General features: G+C 64.4%; 17 protein-coding genes and 1 riboswitch. Of the genes, 4 read left to right on the plus strand and 13 right to left on the minus strand.

The annotated features are described in order from the left end of the window. Positions 1-10: 10 nt before the first annotated feature. Positions 11-412, plus strand: coding sequence for a GFA family protein (locus FJW10_RS05190; protein WP_140898893.1), 402 nt, complete (start codon positions 11-13; stop codon positions 410-412). Here the strand turns inward: FJW10_RS05190 and FJW10_RS05195 are convergent. From FJW10_RS05195 to FJW10_RS05220, 6 genes are all read right to left on the minus strand, one after another. Continuing rightward, complete coding sequence (locus tag FJW10_RS05195) at positions 409-699, minus strand: hypothetical protein (RefSeq protein ID WP_140898894.1); 291 nt, start codon at positions 697-699, stop codon at positions 409-411. The two genes, FJW10_RS05190 and FJW10_RS05195, sit on opposite strands and share 4 nt — an antisense overlap. Before the next feature lie 150 nt (positions 700-849). Then, entirely contained in the window at positions 850-2,757 is a 1,908-nt protein-coding gene (dxs, locus tag FJW10_RS05200) for a 1-deoxy-D-xylulose-5-phosphate synthase (RefSeq protein ID WP_140898896.1), read from the minus strand. Between the two features lie 121 nt (positions 2,758-2,878). After that, entirely contained in the window at positions 2,879-3,799 is a 921-nt protein-coding gene (locus FJW10_RS05205) for a pirin family protein (RefSeq protein WP_140898898.1), read from the minus strand. Between the two features lie 9 nt (positions 3,800-3,808). Next, positions 3,809-4,075, minus strand: a complete 267-nt coding sequence (locus FJW10_RS05210; protein WP_140835341.1) for a DUF2277 domain-containing protein — start codon at positions 4,073-4,075, stop codon at positions 3,809-3,811. Between the two features lie 45 nt (positions 4,076-4,120). Continuing rightward, a complete protein-coding gene (locus FJW10_RS05215) occupies positions 4,121-4,372 on the minus strand; it encodes an exodeoxyribonuclease VII small subunit (protein WP_140705314.1) in 252 nt (83 codons plus the stop codon). A 3-nt stretch (positions 4,373-4,375) separates the two neighbouring features. After that, positions 4,376-5,302 (minus strand): histone deacetylase family protein, encoded by a 927-nt coding sequence (locus FJW10_RS05220; RefSeq protein WP_140898899.1) that lies wholly within the window; start codon positions 5,300-5,302, stop codon positions 4,376-4,378. A gap of 116 nt (positions 5,303-5,418) precedes the next feature. Then, a riboswitch (cobalamin riboswitch) is annotated at positions 5,419-5,596 on the plus strand. Positions 5,597-5,638: 42 nt separating this feature from the next. Here FJW10_RS05220 and bluB point away from each other — a divergent pair. Beyond that, positions 5,639-6,370 carry a 5,6-dimethylbenzimidazole synthase gene (bluB, locus tag FJW10_RS05225; protein WP_140898901.1) on the plus strand — a complete coding sequence of 244 codons (732 nt, stop codon included), beginning with the start codon at positions 5,639-5,641 and terminating at the stop codon, positions 6,368-6,370. A 101-nt stretch (positions 6,371-6,471) separates the two neighbouring features. Here the strand turns inward: bluB and FJW10_RS05230 are convergent, their stop codons facing one another. Continuing rightward, the gene (locus FJW10_RS05230) at positions 6,472-7,455 is read right to left on the minus strand and encodes a hypothetical protein (protein ID WP_140898902.1); all 984 of its coding nucleotides are present in this window, start codon (positions 7,453-7,455) and stop codon (positions 6,472-6,474) included. A gap of 129 nt (positions 7,456-7,584) precedes the next feature. After that, positions 7,585-8,178, minus strand: coding sequence for a TetR/AcrR family transcriptional regulator (locus tag FJW10_RS05235; protein ID WP_140898904.1), 594 nt, complete (start codon positions 8,176-8,178; stop codon positions 7,585-7,587). A 120-nt stretch (positions 8,179-8,298) separates the two neighbouring features. Here FJW10_RS05235 and FJW10_RS05240 point away from each other — a divergent pair, with 120 nt between their 5' ends. Next, positions 8,299-9,519 (plus strand): MFS transporter, encoded by a 1,221-nt coding sequence (locus tag FJW10_RS05240; RefSeq protein ID WP_140898906.1) that lies wholly within the window; start codon positions 8,299-8,301, stop codon positions 9,517-9,519. Positions 9,520-9,709: 190 nt separating this feature from the next. On the opposite strand, the gene ribB is transcribed toward FJW10_RS05240, so the two are convergent. Together ribB and aroC are read right to left on the minus strand one after the other, a co-directional pair. Further along, complete coding sequence (gene ribB / locus FJW10_RS05245; RefSeq protein WP_140898907.1) at positions 9,710-10,810, minus strand: 3,4-dihydroxy-2-butanone-4-phosphate synthase; 1,101 nt, start codon at positions 10,808-10,810, stop codon at positions 9,710-9,712. Between the two features lie 140 nt (positions 10,811-10,950). Further along, positions 10,951-12,066, minus strand: a complete 1,116-nt coding sequence (aroC, locus tag FJW10_RS05250) for a chorismate synthase (protein ID WP_140898909.1) — start codon at positions 12,064-12,066, stop codon at positions 10,951-10,953. Between the two features lie 246 nt (positions 12,067-12,312). On the opposite strand from aroC, the gene FJW10_RS05255 reads away from it, so the two are divergent. Beyond that, positions 12,313-12,576, plus strand: a complete 264-nt coding sequence (locus tag FJW10_RS05255) for a DUF1344 domain-containing protein (protein ID WP_041002438.1) — start codon at positions 12,313-12,315, stop codon at positions 12,574-12,576. A 240-nt stretch (positions 12,577-12,816) separates the two neighbouring features. Here FJW10_RS05255 and FJW10_RS05260 read toward each other — a convergent pair whose 3' ends face one another. The 3 genes from FJW10_RS05260 to FJW10_RS05270 all read right to left on the minus strand — a co-directional run bounded on the left by FJW10_RS05260 (position 12,817) and on the right by FJW10_RS05270 (position 15,309). Continuing rightward, the gene (locus FJW10_RS05260) at positions 12,817-13,404 is read right to left on the minus strand and encodes a histidine phosphatase family protein (RefSeq protein WP_140898911.1); all 588 of its coding nucleotides are present in this window, start codon (positions 13,402-13,404) and stop codon (positions 12,817-12,819) included. A 52-nt stretch (positions 13,405-13,456) separates the two neighbouring features. After that, a complete protein-coding gene (gene fabI / locus FJW10_RS05265) occupies positions 13,457-14,275 on the minus strand; it encodes an enoyl-ACP reductase FabI (protein ID WP_042641715.1) in 819 nt (272 codons plus the stop codon). Between the two features lie 107 nt (positions 14,276-14,382). Beyond that, a complete protein-coding gene (locus FJW10_RS05270) occupies positions 14,383-15,309 on the minus strand; it encodes a J domain-containing protein (protein ID WP_140898913.1) in 927 nt (308 codons plus the stop codon). Positions 15,310-15,403: the final 94 nt, after the last annotated feature.

Here is a 15,403-nt window from a genome sequence, read left to right on the forward strand (position 1 = left end):
GGAGGTGGCGATGCTGAAAGGTACCTGTCATTGCGGCGCGGCCCACTGGACGCTGGAGGGCGATCCCGGTGGGATCACCGCCTGCAATTGCACGCTTTGCCGCCGCTACGGCACGCTTTGGGCTTATGACTATGTCGACGAGCGCATTCGCGTCGCCGGACCGCTGAAATCTTACACGCGCGCCGGGGTGGCCGAATGCTCGCTGGAGATCCTGTTCTGCCCGACCTGTGCCTGCGTCGTCGCCTGGCGCGGCCTGCATTCCGGCAAGAGCGGCCGCACGCGCATCGCCGTCAATGTCAGGCTGGCGCCGCCCGAAAGCGTCGCCGACCTGCCGATCGACCATTTCGACGGCCTCGATGCGTATGACGACCTGCCGCGCGACGGCCGCTGCGTGCGCGATATGTGGTTCTAAAATACGGTTCGCGAAACCCGGCGCTCGACGGCCGGCGTCAGACCATCATTGCCGGAAGCTTGCCTGCGCGGCGGCTCGACCGGCGCCGGCACAGCCGGCGTCGTCGCTTCCGGCACCATGACGAGTTGAGGAACCTGCTTGTAGGAGAAGGCGCCGCGGATGTTGCCCATCTTGCCGGCGACGATATCCAGCACCGCCTTTTCAAGGTTGCGGTCGTAACGCGTTTCAGCTGTCGCCGGCGCGGCCATGCCCGCCAAAAGCGCCATGCCGCACAGAAGCGTTTTCATTTTTGTTATCTCCCTGCCTGGCTCGAACTTCTAGCAGGGCGCCGTTGAAAATCGGCCAAGAGACAGGGTAAGCGAACCGCCAAACGGAAGCGTTAACAAATGGTTACATCCGAAAGCCGGCAAACCGATTCAGGGTCTTGAAGTCTTGATTCAGGCGCGCTGCGCCTGAACGCCACGGCCGAGCGTCGCGAAGACAGTGCGCACGATACCCGCCGAATCCAGGCCGGCATCGGCATACATCTTTTCGGGTTTCGCGTGGTCGGTGAACGCGTCCGGCAGTACCAGCGGCCGTACCTTAAGGCCGCTTTCCAGCAGGCCTTCATGGGCCAGGAAATGCAGCACCTGGCTGGCGAAACCGCCAATCGCGCCCTCCTCCACGGTCACCAGCACTTCGTGCGAGCGGGCGAGCCGGCGGATAAGATCTTCGTCCAGCGGCTTGGCGAAGCGGGCGTCGGCGACGGTGGTGGACAGGCCCGCCGCGCCGAGTTCCTCGGCCGCCAGAAGGCAATCCTGCAGCCGTGTGCCGAAGGAAAGCAGTGCGACCTTGGTCCCTTCCTTGAGAATACGACCCTTGCCAATTTCGAGCAGCGAGCCGCGCTCCGGCATGTCGACGCCGACGCCGTTGCCGCGCGGATAGCGGAAGGCGATCGGGCCCTCATCATAGGCAGCCGCGGTGCGCACCATATGGCGCAGTTCCGCCTCGTCCGCGGCGGCCATGACGACGAAGACCGGCAACGTAGCCAGGAAGGTGGTGTCGAAAGCGCCGCAATGGGTGGCGCCGTCGGCGCCGACGAAACCGGCGCGGTCGATGGGAAAGCGCACCGGCAATTTCTGGATCGCAACGTCGTGGACGACCTGGTCGTAGGCACGCTGCAGGAAGGTGGAATAGATGGCGGCGAAGGGCTTGTAGCCTTCGGTGGCCAGCCCGGCGGCGAAGGTCACCGCATGCTGCTCGGCGATGCCGACATCGAAAGTCCGCTTCGGGAACACCTCGCCGAACAGATCGAGGCCGGTGCCGCTCGGCATGGCGGCGGTGATGGCGACGATACGGTCGTCCTCACGCGCTTCCTGGATCAGGCTTTCCGCGAACACCTTGGTGTAGGCAGGCGCATTGGCCGGCGCCTTGGCCTGCGCGCCGGTGACGACGTCGAACTTGTTGACGCCGTGATATTTGTCGGCCGCGGCCTCCGCCGGCGCGTAGCCCTTGCCCTTCTGGGTCACGACATGGATCAGCACCGGGCCTTTGCCGTTGTCGCGCACGTTCTTCAACACCGGGATCAGATGTTCGAGATTGTGCCCGTCGATGGGGCCGATGTGATAGAAGCCGAGCTCCTCGAACAGGGTGCCGCCGGTGACGTAGCCGCGCGCATGCTCGACCGCCCGGGTGATGGCGCGGTCGGCGCGCTTGCCGAGATAGGATGTCAGCTTCTTGCCGAAATCGCGCAGGCCGAGATAAGCCTTGCCGGAGGCGAGCCTGGCCAGATAGGCGCTCATGGCGCCGGTCGGCGGCGCGATCGACATGTCGTTGTCGTTGAGGATGACGATCAGCCGGGCGTCGAGCGCCCCGGCATTGTTCAGGGCCTCGAAGGCCATGCCGGCCGACATCGAGCCGTCGCCGATGACGGAAATCACATTGTTGCGGCCGCCCGACAGGTCGCGCGCCATGGCCATGCCGAGGCCTGCCGAGATCGAGGTCGACGAATGCGCGGCGCCGAACGGGTCGTATTCGCTCTCGGCGCGCCGGGTGAAACCGGAGAGGCCGCTCTCCTGGCGCAGCGTGCGGATGCGCTCGCGGCGGCCGGTCAGTATCTTGTGCGGATAGGCCTGGTGGCCGACGTCCCAGATCAGCCGGTCGTTCGGGGTGTCGAAGACATAATGCAGGGCAACCGTCAGCTCGACGACGCCGAGGCCGGCGCCGAGGTGGCCGCCGGTCTGCGAGACGGCGTCGATAAGCTCGGCGCGCAGTTCCGCGGCAAATTGCGGCAGCGCGCCCTCATCGAGCGTCCGCAAATCCGCCGGAATGCGGACTTTGTCGAGCAGCGGCGTGTCTGGCTTCACTCGGGCGCGTCCTGCGTCAATCGATCGACACGGCGCTATCAGCAGATTGCGCCATAATCATGCGCGGAATAGGCCGCCGGCGGACGAATGTAAATGCGCGCCAGTGACGCGCAAGCGGACCCTAATTCTCCGGCAGCGGGATGAACTCTTCTTCATCGCCGGGAACGATATCGAAGCGGCCTGTCTTCCATTCCTGCTTGGCCTGCTCGATGCGTTCCTTCGAGGACGACACGAAATTCCACCAGATATAGCGCTTGGAGCCGAGCGAAGCCCCGCCGAACAGCATGAAATGCGCGCCGCGCTCGGAGGAAACGATGATCTCCTCGCCCGGCTTGAACACCAGGAGCCGCTCGGCCGGGAAAATATCGCCGGCGATCGAGACGTCGCCTTCCAGCGTGTAGATGGCGCGCTCCTCGGCATCGGCCGGGATCTTCACGCTCGCGCCCGCCGCCAGCCTGAGATCGGCGTAAAGCGTGTCCGAGGCGGTCGCCACGGGCGAGCGCAGTCCTGAGAACGCGCCAATGACGACGCGGCCGCTGACACCCTCGGCATCGATCTGCGGCAAGCGGGCCACCGACGTGTTAGCGAACACCGGGGCAATCTCCTCCTTGCCGTCGGGCAGCGCCAGCCAGGTCTGCAGGCCAGAGACCGACATCGGCGCGCCGCGCAGTTCCTCCGGCGTGCGCTCGGAATGAACGATGCCGCGCCCGGCTGTCATCAAATTCACGTCGCCCGGCGCGATCACCATTTCGGTGCCGAGCGAATCCCGATGCCTGATCTTGCCGTCGAACAGATAGGTGACGGTGGAAAGCCCGATATGCGGATGCGGGCGCACGTCGAGCGCATGGCCGGCGCGCAGGATCGCCGGCCCCATGCGGTCGAAGAAGATGAACGGCCCGACCAGACGGCGCTTCGCCGTCGGCAGGGCGCGGCGCACCTCGAAGCCGCCAATGTCCTTGGCGTTGGGGACGACCATCAACTCGATCTGGTCGCAGGCGAAGGCATCGCCCGGTTCAGGATCGTTTCCCGGAAAGAAGCTCATGTCGGATCCTCAGGCGAAACGCAGCGCCGACCTGGCCTTCGCCTTGGCAGCTTCTTCCTCGCGATTGCGCGGTTCCTGGTTGGTTTCGAGCGAATCGATCAATTCGCGCGCGATAGCTGTGATCGCCTCGACCGCATGGTGGAAGGCATGCTCGTTGCGCTTGGAGGGCTTGGTCGAGCCGCTCAGCTTGCGCACGAATTGCAGCGCTGCGTCATGCACTTCGTCATTGGTCGCCGGTGGCTCGAAATTGGCCAGGGTCTTGATGTTGCGGCACATAGCTTGAACTCCTTACCTGCTTTGTCTGCCTCACCGTCGTCCAAATTACTCTGCGTCCAACGGCTCCGTTCCTACCGGCTTGCCGTCGCGCGACAGTCTGATCTTCTCGACCTTGTCCTCGGCCGCTTTCAGCAGCCGGTCGCAATGCGCCTTCAGCGCTTCGCCGCGCTCATAGATCTTGATCGACTGGTCGAGCGGGACGTCGCCACGCTCAAGATCATCGACGATCTTCTCCAGCGCGTCGAGCGCCTGTTCGAAGCTCATCGCCTTGACGTCCTCATTGTCTTCCAATGCCATACCCTATCCCTTCATCAGCCGCCCGACATGGGCGGCGACTGAAAATGCCAGTCCCTGCAGATCGTAGCCGCCTTCAAGCAGGCTGACGAGCCTGTTGGAGCTGTGGCGGCCGGCGCGTTCCATCAATTGCCCGGTTGCCCAGTCGAAATCGTCCTCGGTCAGATTGATCTCGGCCAGCGGATCGCGGTGGTGCGCGTCGAAGCCGGCTGAAATGATGATCAGGTCCGGCGCAAAGGCATCGATGGACGGCAGCACACGCGACAGGAAGGCGTCGCGGAACAGGTCGCTGCCGGTCTGCGGCGCGAGCGGCGCGTTGATGATGTTGCCGGCGCCGGTTTCGCTTTTCGCTCCGGTGCCGGGATAAAGCGGCATCTGGTGCGTCGAGCAATAGAGCACCGACGGGTCGTCCCAGAAAATGTCCTGCGTGCCGTTGCCGTGGTGGACGTCCCAGTCGACGATGGCGACGCGCTCGGCCTGATGCTTCTTCTGCGCGTAGCGGGCGGCGATCGCGGCCGTGTTGAACAGGCAGAAGCCCATCGCGGTGGTCTTTTCGGCGTGGTGACCCGGCGGACGGGCGGCGACGAAGACGTTTGCCGCGCGGCCCTCGAAGACGTCGTCCACCGCCGCGTTGGCGCCGCCGATCGCCGTCACCACGGCCTGCCAGCTTTTCGGGCTGGCGCTGGTATCGGCGTCGATCGACACGATCCCGTTCTCAGGGATCGCCGCGCGCACGCGCTCGACGAAATCCTCGGGATGCGCATAGAGGATCGTTTTCTCATCGCCTTCCGGCGCCTTGACGCGGTCGAGCGCCGAAAAAGCGTCGTCGTCGAGCACGCGTTCGATGGCGCGCAGGCGGTCGGGCCGCTCGGGGTGGCCGGGCGGCGTGAGGTGTTCCAGGAAGATCGGATGCGTGTAGAGACGGGTGGCCATGGCGCCTAATCTAGGCACCCGCGGCGCGGATGACCATGTTTGGAAAGCCGAATGGCTGGGGAAAATTGCGCCAGCCCGTGTCGCTGGCGCCATTGGCGCGGCTTAGGCTACGCTGTAAAGTCTCCTCGCTGCCTGGTGCCCGCGACGCGGGAGAATCGGGAACACGGTTGAACTCCGTGGCGTGCCCAACGCTGTGAGGGGGACCGCGCCGGCAAAGCCACTGTCGATGACGGGAAGGCGCCGGATGCGGGAGGATCCCGAGCCAGAAGACCGGCCCGGCAGACATGGTTTTCCGCTTGGTCAGGCGGGAAATTGCTTGTCGCAAGGGGAAAAGCGATGACGGCAGCAGCGATCGCCGCGAGCGGCGACGACTTTGACCAATTGGCGCGCGACGCGGTCTATCGGGCGATGTTCACCAGGCGTGACGTGCGCAGCCATTTTGTCCCCGACGATCTCGACGACAGCGTGTTGGCGCGGCTGATCACCGCCGCGCATCATGCGCCGTCGGTCGGCTACATGCAGCCGTGGAACTTCATCGTCATCCGCGATGCAGGCAGGCGTCGGCAGGTGCGCGACCTGTTCCTCGCCGCGCGCGAGCAGGAGCTGCCGGCGATCGAGGCGGAACGGCAGGCGCTGTACCGAAAGCTGAAGCTCGAGGGCATCTGCGAAAGCGCGCTCAATCTGTGCATCACCTGCGACCGGCAGCGGTCGAAGGATTCGCCGCTCGGGCGCTGGCACAATCCGGAGATGGACCTCTACAGCACCGTCTGCGCGGTGCAGAATTTCTGGCTGGCGGCGCGGGCCGAGGGTGTCGGCGTCGGCTGGGTCAGCATCATCGAGACGGAAGCGCTGAAGCAGCTCTTGTCGATCCCGGAACATGTGACGCCGATCGCCTATCTCTGCGTCGGCCGCGTCTCTGCCTTCGCGCCGAAGCCTGACCTCGAGGCGCATGGCTGGGGAAAGCGCCTATCGCTGCCGGAGCTTGTGATGAGCGAGACTTTTCGCGGCGCCGGCGAGGCGCCGCTCAAATCGGCGATCGCAAGGCTAATGCATGTCGCGCAAAAGTGACCTCGGTTTGCGACAACGACATGCATCAAGCAACGACCTAAAGCGCGTCGCGTGAATCCGTTTCGACGCGACGCGCTTTAGGCCGTCCTTCGAAATCCTGATCAGGCGGCCCGGGGCGTATCCCAGCGCGAGCCGCCGCCGAAGGAGCCCAGCGCCTTGTCGCGCAGTTCCCTGAACTTGGACGAGGCCTCGGCCAGCCGGGGGTCCCATTCGGGATTGGGCACCTGGCCCTCGATGGCTGCGAAATAGACCTGCATCAGCGAGGCAATGGCGAAGGGCTCGATGAAGGCCGCCTTGAAGGCCCAGGCAAAGACGATGGCCAGCACGAAAGCCCAGCCGGCAAGCTGGCCCGGCATGACCCAGAGGATCGCGGCCGCGGGCGCCAGCATCAAAAGGAAGATGACGAAGGACACGCCCCACATGATCGCCGCCAGCCAGACGGCGTTCTTGACCATGTGCTTGCCGTTCTGGGCGTAGAGGACGACGCCTTGCCTGGCCGTCTCGAAAGGCGTGCTCGATTTGATGCGGATGTTGTAGCCGAGGATGATCTCGTCGACATAGGTCAGCGAGATACGGATGATGGTGTTGATGAAGCCGACCAGGCCGCTCAGACCCGGGATCGGCAGGAAGGCGGCTATGCCGCCGATCAGGCCGGTGATGGCGCGGATGGCGCCCTTGACCAGCTGGTCGACGACGAAAAGGATGTTGGCCTCGGCGAAACGCTGGGTGACCACTTCCTTGGCATAGGCGATCTGGTTCTGGCCGTCAGGGACATCGTGGCCGTCGATCAGATGCACCATGACGGCGATATGGCCCGCCTTCAGCACATAGAGGATGTATTCGCGGATCCAGTAGACAGCGATCGAGACGACCCCGAAGCCGACCACGCCGCCCCAGAGCGCGAAGGACATCGGGCCGTCCGGATCGGTCGAGATGTGACCGGCGCCGTAGCCGACGCTGGCGCCCGTGCCGGTCGCCATGATGTAGGCTACCGTGATGCCGAAATAGACGATCATGCGAAAGACGATGAACAGCCACGTCCGTATCATGATGGACACCGACCTGCCGATGCTGAAGTCCCACATGCCCCGAACCCCACACCTTCAGAGAATGGCCGGGGAGGATGCGCTCGCCCTATTGATTGTCAATCGCGGCAGGGTTGCACCGATCCGAAACCGGTGCACAACCCTATGCTTGGTTACCCAAGCGTGCCGTCAAACCCTCTTGCGCAAGCCTTCGAGCAGTTGCTTGAACGCCGCGATCACCTTCTTCGACGTCGCTTCGGGATCGTTCGAATTGGCGATGCGCTGCGCGGCCTGGCTGCTGGCGCCATTGATCAGCCGTGAGGTCGTCTCAGGATCAAGCTCTGGAACGACCACCCCCTCGTCCTGCAGCTTCGTCAGATGATCGGTCATCGAGGCGGTGCAAGCGCTGGCATTCGGCCACTGCGCCGGGTCGCCGAGCACCGCCGGGCCGTCGCGGAACATGATGCGCTGGATTTCCGGCTCCAGCGCCATCTCGATATAGGTGGTGCATTCATCGACGAAATGCTGCCAACGGGTCGGCGCCTTCGAAGCCACCTCGTTCACCCGCACGGCCATTTCGCCGTCGATCTCGGCGATCACCGCCTGCAGCAGCCCCTTCTTGTCGCCGAAATGATGGTAGAGCGCGCCGCGCGTCAGGCCGGCCGACGCGGTGAAATCGTCCATCGAGGCTTCGGCATAGCCGATCGTGCCGAAGGCGTGGCGGGCGGCCGCGATCAGCTTGGCGCGCGTTTCGGCGATCATCTCCTTGCGCGGTCTGTGCATGGCTCTGGCCCTACTCACATACGCCTCGTATGCCAATTGACATACGAGGCGTATGAACTATCTCACATTCATACGCAGCGTATGTAGTTTTAGTATGCACCCTTGTCGAGGAGCAGGATCATGCGAAACCCCTATACGGACATCTTTCGGGCTCCCGGCACGAAAGGCTTTGCCGCAGCCGCCTTCATCGCGCGGCTGCCGATCGCCATGGCGCCGATCGGCATCGTGGCGATGCTGTCGCAGACGCATGGCGAATACTGGCTGGCCGGGGCGGTCTCCGCGACCTACGCCCTTGTGAATGCTGTTTTGTCACCGCAGATCTCGCGATGGGTGGATCAGCTTGGCCAAAGCGCGATTGCCCTGCCGACCACGCTCGTCTCGGTGCTTGCCTTCACGACATTGATCGTGGCGGCCAACCAGCACTGGCCGGCCTGGACCCTGTTCGGGTCGGCGCTGCTTGCCGCCGCCATGCCCAACATTCCGGCGCTGGTCAGGGCGCGCTGGACCGAGATCTTCCGCGATCGTCCCGGGTTGAGCACCGCCTTCGCGTTCGAATCGGCCGCGGATGAACTGGTCTATGTCGCCGGCGCCTCGCTGTCGGTGGGCTTGAGCGCGGCGCTGTTCCCCGAAGCGGGCATGGTGGTCAGCACATTGCTGCTCGCGCTCGGTTCGGCGGCATTCCTGCTCCAGCGTTCGTCCGAACCGCCCATCCGCCCGGCGGAACATGGCGCGACCGGTTCGGCGATCCGCCTGCGGCCGGTGCAGATCATCACCTTCGCGCTGATCTTTGTCGGCGCGACCTTCGCCACCACGGAAGTCACCACCGTCGCCATCACCAAGGCGCTCGGCCAACCGCAAGCGGCGAGCCTCGTCATCGGCGTCTATGCGCTGGGATCCTTCGTGCTCGGCATCATCGTCGGCGCGCTCAGCCTGAAGGCGCCGCTGCAGCGGCAGTTGGCTGTCGCGGTCAGCGTGATCGCGGTCACCACGCTGCCGCTGCTTTTTGCCGACACGGTGCCGACGCTGGCGCTGGCCGTCTTCGTCAGCGGCGTCGCGATCTCGCCGACCTTCATCACCGCTTTCGGCCTGATCGAGCGCCACGTGCCGCCGGCAATGCTCACCGAAGGCGTCACCTGGGTGACCACCGGCATCGGCATCGGCATGGCGCTGGGCTCCTTCGCCGCTGGCTGGATGGTCGACAATTTCGGTCCGCAGAACGGGTTCTGGGTGTCGGTGGTGGCCGGGGCGATCGCGCTGACCACCGTGCTTGCAGGGCAGTGCCGGCTGGCGACGGGCGATTGCGACGCGGACAGGGGCGTAGCGGTGGTGCCTGCGGAGTGACGCTTAGTCGGCCGTCCGATCATCATCGCAGACGTTGGCAGTTAGCCGAGGCCTCCGCGACATCGTCATCCACGGGCGGAGCGACGCGAAGCGGAGCGCAGACCCGAGGATGACGAAGTTCCGGAGGCTTCGGTCAATCAGCAACGCGGGCAGAGCTGCCAGCGGGATGGTACGTCAGTCCTTCGACAGACTACAGAATCTCGGTCTTGGCGATATGGATGCCGAACCCTTCGAGGCCGACATAGTGGCGCTCGCGCGAGGCGATCAGGTTGATCGAGGAGATGCCGAGGTCCTTGAGGATCTGGGCGCCGAGGCCGATCTCGCGCCATTCGTTCTCGCGGCGGCGGGCTTCCTCGTGGTCCTCGCGGTCGCCGCTCGCCGGGCGCTTGCGCTCTTGGTGGGCGACGCCGACCGAACCCTCGCGCAGATAGACGATGACGCCACGCCGGCGCTCGCCCATCGCCTTCATGACGCCGTCGAGCCGATGGCTGGTGCCGAAGACGTCGGTGACGACATCTTCCGAATGCAGGCGCACCGGCACGTCCTCGCCGTCGCGGATGTCGCCGAAGACGACCGCGACATGGTGCATGGAATCCCAGGGCAGCGTGTAGGTGAAGACCTGCGCCTTGCCGCCGGGCGTGTCGATGTCGGAGCAGGCGACGCGCTCGACCAGCGTTTCCTTGCGCTGGCGGTAGGCGATTAGGTCTGCGACCGAGACCTGCTTCAGGCCATGCTGTTCCGCGAAGGCCTGCACTTCAGGGCCGCGCTTGACCGTGCCGTCGTCGTTGACCAGTTCGGAGATGACGCCGACCGGCGGCAGGCCGGCAAGCTTGCAGAGATCGACAGCGGCCTCGGTGTGGCCAGAGCGCATCAAGACACCGCCTTCGCGCGCGATCAGGGGGAAGATGTGGCCGGGACGCACGAAATCGGATGGGCCGACATTGCCGTTGGCAAGATTGCGCACGGTGAGCGTGCGGTCGTCGGCGGAAATGCCGGTCGTGGTGCCGTGCTTGAAATCGACGCTGACCGTGAATGCGGTGGTGTGGGCGGAGTCATTGTCCGCCACCATCGGCGCGAGGTTCAGCCGCCTGGCATCGTCACGCAGCATCGGCGTGCAGACGATGCCGGAGGTGTTGCGGACGATGAAGGCCATCTTCTCCGGCGTGCAGTGGACGGCGGCGACGATCAAATCGCCTTCGTTCTCGCGCCCGTCATCGTCCATGACGACGACGATCTCGCCGCGCTCGAAGGCGCGGATCGCTTCGACGATCTTTTTCTGGTCGTAAGGCATTGATGCTCGCTTCGCTCGCAGGAATTAGGCAGTAGGCAGTAGGCAGTAGGCAGTAGGCAGTAGGCAGTAGGCAGTAGGCAGTAGGCAGTAGGCAGTAGGCAGTAGAAGAAAGAAAACGGCTGTGTCGGGCGGTCTACTGCCTATTCCCTACGGCCCACTGCCTTCCCTGTCTGTCCTCTGTGCCGCAGATAATGATCGGCGACCGCGCAGGCAACCATGGCCTCGCCGATCGGCACGGCGCGGATGCCGACGCACGGGTCATGGCGTCCCTTGGTCATCACTTCCACATCCTTGCCGTCCTTGTCGATCGACTGGCGCGGGGTCAGGATCGACGAGGTCGGCTTGACGGCGAAGCGGGCGACGATCGCCTGTCCAGTCGAGATACCGCCCAGGATGCCGCCGGCATTGTTGGAGAGGAAGACAGGCTCGCCGTCATTGCCCATGCGCATCTCGTCGGCGTTCTGTTCGCCGGTGATGCGGGCCGCCTCGAAGCCGTTGCCGATTTCGACGCCCTTGACGGCGTTGATCGACATCAGGCCCGACGCGATGTCCTGGTCGAGCTTGGCGTAGATCGGCGCGCCTAGGCCCGGCGGCACGCCGTCGGCGACGATCTCGATCACCGCGCCGACCGAGGAGCCGGCCTTGCGGATGCCGTCGAGATACCGGGTGAAGACAGGCACCGAGGCAGGGTCGGGCGTGAAGAAGGGGTTTTCGGGATTACCAATGAAATTCCAGTTCCAGTTGGCGCGATCGATCGATTTCTCACCCATCGAGACCAGCGCGCCGCGCACCGTCATGCCGGGAACTATCCTGCGCGCCAAGGCGCCCGCCGCCACTCTGGCTGCCGTCTCGCGCGCCGAGGAGCGGCCGCCGCCGCGGTGGTCGCGCAGCCCGTATTTGACGTCATAAGTGTAGTCGGCATGGCCCGGCCGATATTGCCGGGCGATCTCGCCATAATCCTTGGAGCGCTGGTCGACATTTTCGATCAGCATCGACACCGGCGTGCCGGTGGTGATCATCGTCTCGCCGTCTTCGTCGAGGATGAAGCCGGACAGGATCTTGACCTCGTCCGGCTCGCGGCGCTGGGTGACGAAGCGCGACTGTCCAGGGCGGCGGCGGTCAAGCTCGGCCTGGATATCCTCGCGCCTGAAGCGAATGCCGGGCGGGCAGCCGTCGACAACGCAGCCGAGGGCGGCGCCGTGGCTTTCACCCCAGGTGGTGACGCGGAAGAGATGGCCGAATGTGTTGTGAGACATGGAAATCGCCCTGCCCGGCGGCGGAGCCGGCAACCTGAAGTGGTGCAGCATCCCCTGCGCATCCAAAAGCACGCGCGGCGCTGCCGGCTTGCGTTCTATTGGCGTTTTCCACAGTGGTCAAACGCTGCATCAAACTGTGATCTGGCGGATTTAGTTTTGACACATTCGGTTGGTTTCTGCTCTCTTCCCATCCGCCGTTGAGGATCCGCCGCTGACCAGCCGGCGCAATGACCAAAGAGGACGACGATGCGTACCCTGATTGGCGCCGCCTGCGCCATGTTGCTGATTTCCACCGCCGCCGCGTTCGCCGGCCAGACCGAAGGCCTGATCAAGAAGGTCGACAAGGACACGCTGACGCTGACGCTTGACGACGGCAAGGCCTACAAGCTCAACGCCGAGACCGATATCGATTCGCTCAAGCCCGGCATGGACATCGTCATCGCCTATGACGTGACCAATGGCGAGAATGTCGTGACGGATATGCAGCTGCCCGACAGCGACCAGAATTAGCTTTCGAGTTAGAGGCTGAAGCGCCCGTGTTTCGTCATTCTAGGGCGAAGCAAGGAGCGTAGCGACGCGCGCAGACCCTAGAATCCATTCCGTTACGTCGACGCTTTGCAGCGGTGCAGAACCGGTTCTCTTCTGCACCGTTTTTACCATTTGACCTAGGTCGCGGCATGGATTCCAGGGTCTCCGCGACGGAGCTTCGCTCCTGCTTCGCCCTGGAATGACGAAGCAGAGGCGTCTTCCTCACACCCACTCCAAACCGCGGCCCTCCAGCCGCAGCAGACGATCCTGCGGCACCTCGAGGCTGGCGGCCTCCTGCTTGGAAAAGCCCGCGACCAAGCGGAAGAAGCAGCGGATGACGCCGCCATGGGTGACGCAGACGGTCGGCTGGCGCAGCGCGTCGAGCCACGGCTTGATCCGATCGAGCAGCATCTCGTAGCTTTCGGCGCCCTCGCCTGGCGGCTGGAAATCCCATTTGGCGTGGCGGCGGCCGTCGGTTGAACCAGGGACGCGCTGCTCGAGCTCGGCGAAGGTGAAGCCCTGCCAGTCGCCGAAGCTTATCTCGACCAGACGCGGGTCGGTGCGGTAGCCGGAGGGATCGAGCCCCATAGCTTCGCGCATCAGCTCCATCGTCTCACGCGTGCGCCGCATCGGACTGGCGACGAAATCAAAATCGGCAGGATTTCCGATGAGCTCCGCCAGCCGCTGACCGTTGCGCCTCGCCTGCTTGCGCCCAAAATCGTTGAGGTCGGTGTCGGCCTGGCCCTGCAGGCGGTGCTCGGCATTCCACTCGGTCTGGCCGTGGCGCGCGATGTAGACGAGCGGATACATCAGGTCTTCCGTAGGTCGGGCCAGGGCCTGGACGGATGATAAGCGGAGGCGATCAGTCCTTGACGGTCGAGATATCCGGCGCATCGACCGCCTTCATGCCGACGACATGGTAGCCGGAATCGACATGATGGACCTCGCCGGTCACGCCGCGCGACAGATCCGACAGGAAGTAGACGCCGGAATCGCCGACCTCCTCCTGGGTGACCGTCTGCTTGAGCGGCGAATTGTACTCGTTCCACTTCAGGATATAGCGGAAGTCGCCGATGCCGGAGGCGGCCAGCGTCTTGATCGGGCCGGCCGAGATCGCGTTGACGCGGATCTTCTTGGCGCCGAGGTCGACGGCCAGATAGCGCACGCTCGCTTCGAGCGCCGCCTTGGCGACGCCCATGACGTTGTAATGCGGCATCACCTTCTCGGCGCCGTAATAGGTCAGCGTCAAAAGCGAGCCGCCATCGGTCATCAGCGGCTCGGCGCGCTTGGCGATGGTGGTGAAGGAAAACACCGAGATGTCCATGGTGCGCAGGAAATTGTCGCGCGTCGTCTCGACATAGCGGCCGGTCAGTTCGTCCTTGTCGGAGAAGGCGATGGCATGGACGAGGAAGTCGAGCTTGCCCCAATGCTTGGCGATGTCGGCAAAGACGGCGTCAAGGCTTTCCGGGTCGGTTACGTCGCAATGGCCCGCGACATGCGCGTTGAGCTCGGCCGCGAGCGGCTCGACGCGCTTCTTGAAGGCCTCGCCCTGATAGGTCAGCGCAATCTCGGCGCCATGATCGACGCACGCCTTGGCGATACCGAAAGCGATCGACCGATTGTTGGCGACGCCGAGGATCAGGCCCCGCTTACCGGCCATCAGGCCCTGTCCACCTGCCATGTGCAAGCTCTCCGCAAGAATATCTGCTTTGTGGAGAGCCTATCGCACAGGCACAAAGCCCCTTCAAGCGCTCAAAAGACACTGTAACGGGAACAAAATTCCGCCGATCAGCCTTTTTGGCGGCGCATAAGGGCCTCAAGCTCGGCATCGCCGCCTTCCGGCAGCATCAGCCGCACATGGGCATAGAGATCGCCATGGCCACCGGCCTTTTCCGGCAGGCCCCTGCCCTTGAGGCGCAGCACCTTGTCCGAGCTCGACCACGCCGGAACGTTGACCGCGAGCTTGCCGGTCGGCGTCTCGACCGCCACCTTGGCGCCGAGCACGGCGTCGGCCAGATCGACGGGCAGATCGACATGCAGGTCGCGCCCTTCGATGCGGTAGCGGGCGTGGCGGCGGATATGGATCTTGACCAGCGCGTCGCCCGGCTGGCCCGGGCCCTGCTCGCCCTGGCCCTTCAGACGAATCGTCTGGCCGTCCTCGACATAGGCCGGCAGCTTGACCGCCACCTTGCGGCCGTCGGGGAACATCGCCGTCACCTTATCGGCGGTGGCTGCCTCCTCGACGCTGATATCCATGGTGACATTGAGATCGGCCGCCTGGACCGGCTGGCGACGATCGCCCCGGCCGGCGCCGCGGGCGCCGGAAAAGGCATCGCCGAAGATCTGGCTGAAGATGTCGCTGTTGCCGTCGAACGGATCGCCGCCGGGACGTCCGCTGCGGAACTCGAAATGCGCGCCGCCCGGGCCCTGCTGACGGCGGAACCCGGCGAACGGGTCGCCGCCGGCCGCGCCCTCGAAGCCCTGGAATTTCGGCTTGCCTTCGGCGTCGATCTCGCCGCGATCGTAGGCGCCGCGCGCCTTTTCGTCGCCGACGACTTCGTAGGCCTGGTTGACGGCGGCAAAACGGTCCTTCGCCTTGGGATCATTCGGATTCTGGTCCGGATGATGCTTCTTGGCGAGCTTGCGGTAAGCCGATTTTATGTCCTTGGCCGATGCGTTCTTGGCAACGCCCAGCACCTCATAGGGGTCGCGCATGCTTCCTGCCTGCAAGAGAGATTGAATTCACGGGTCGCCCCCCTATATGCGCTCGCATAGGAAGAAATTCCAGTGCCGCAAGGGGAATTGGCGT

It is taken from the genome of Mesorhizobium sp. B4-1-1 (assembly GCF_006439375.1).
GTDB lineage: Bacteria > Pseudomonadota > Alphaproteobacteria > Rhizobiales > Rhizobiaceae > Mesorhizobium.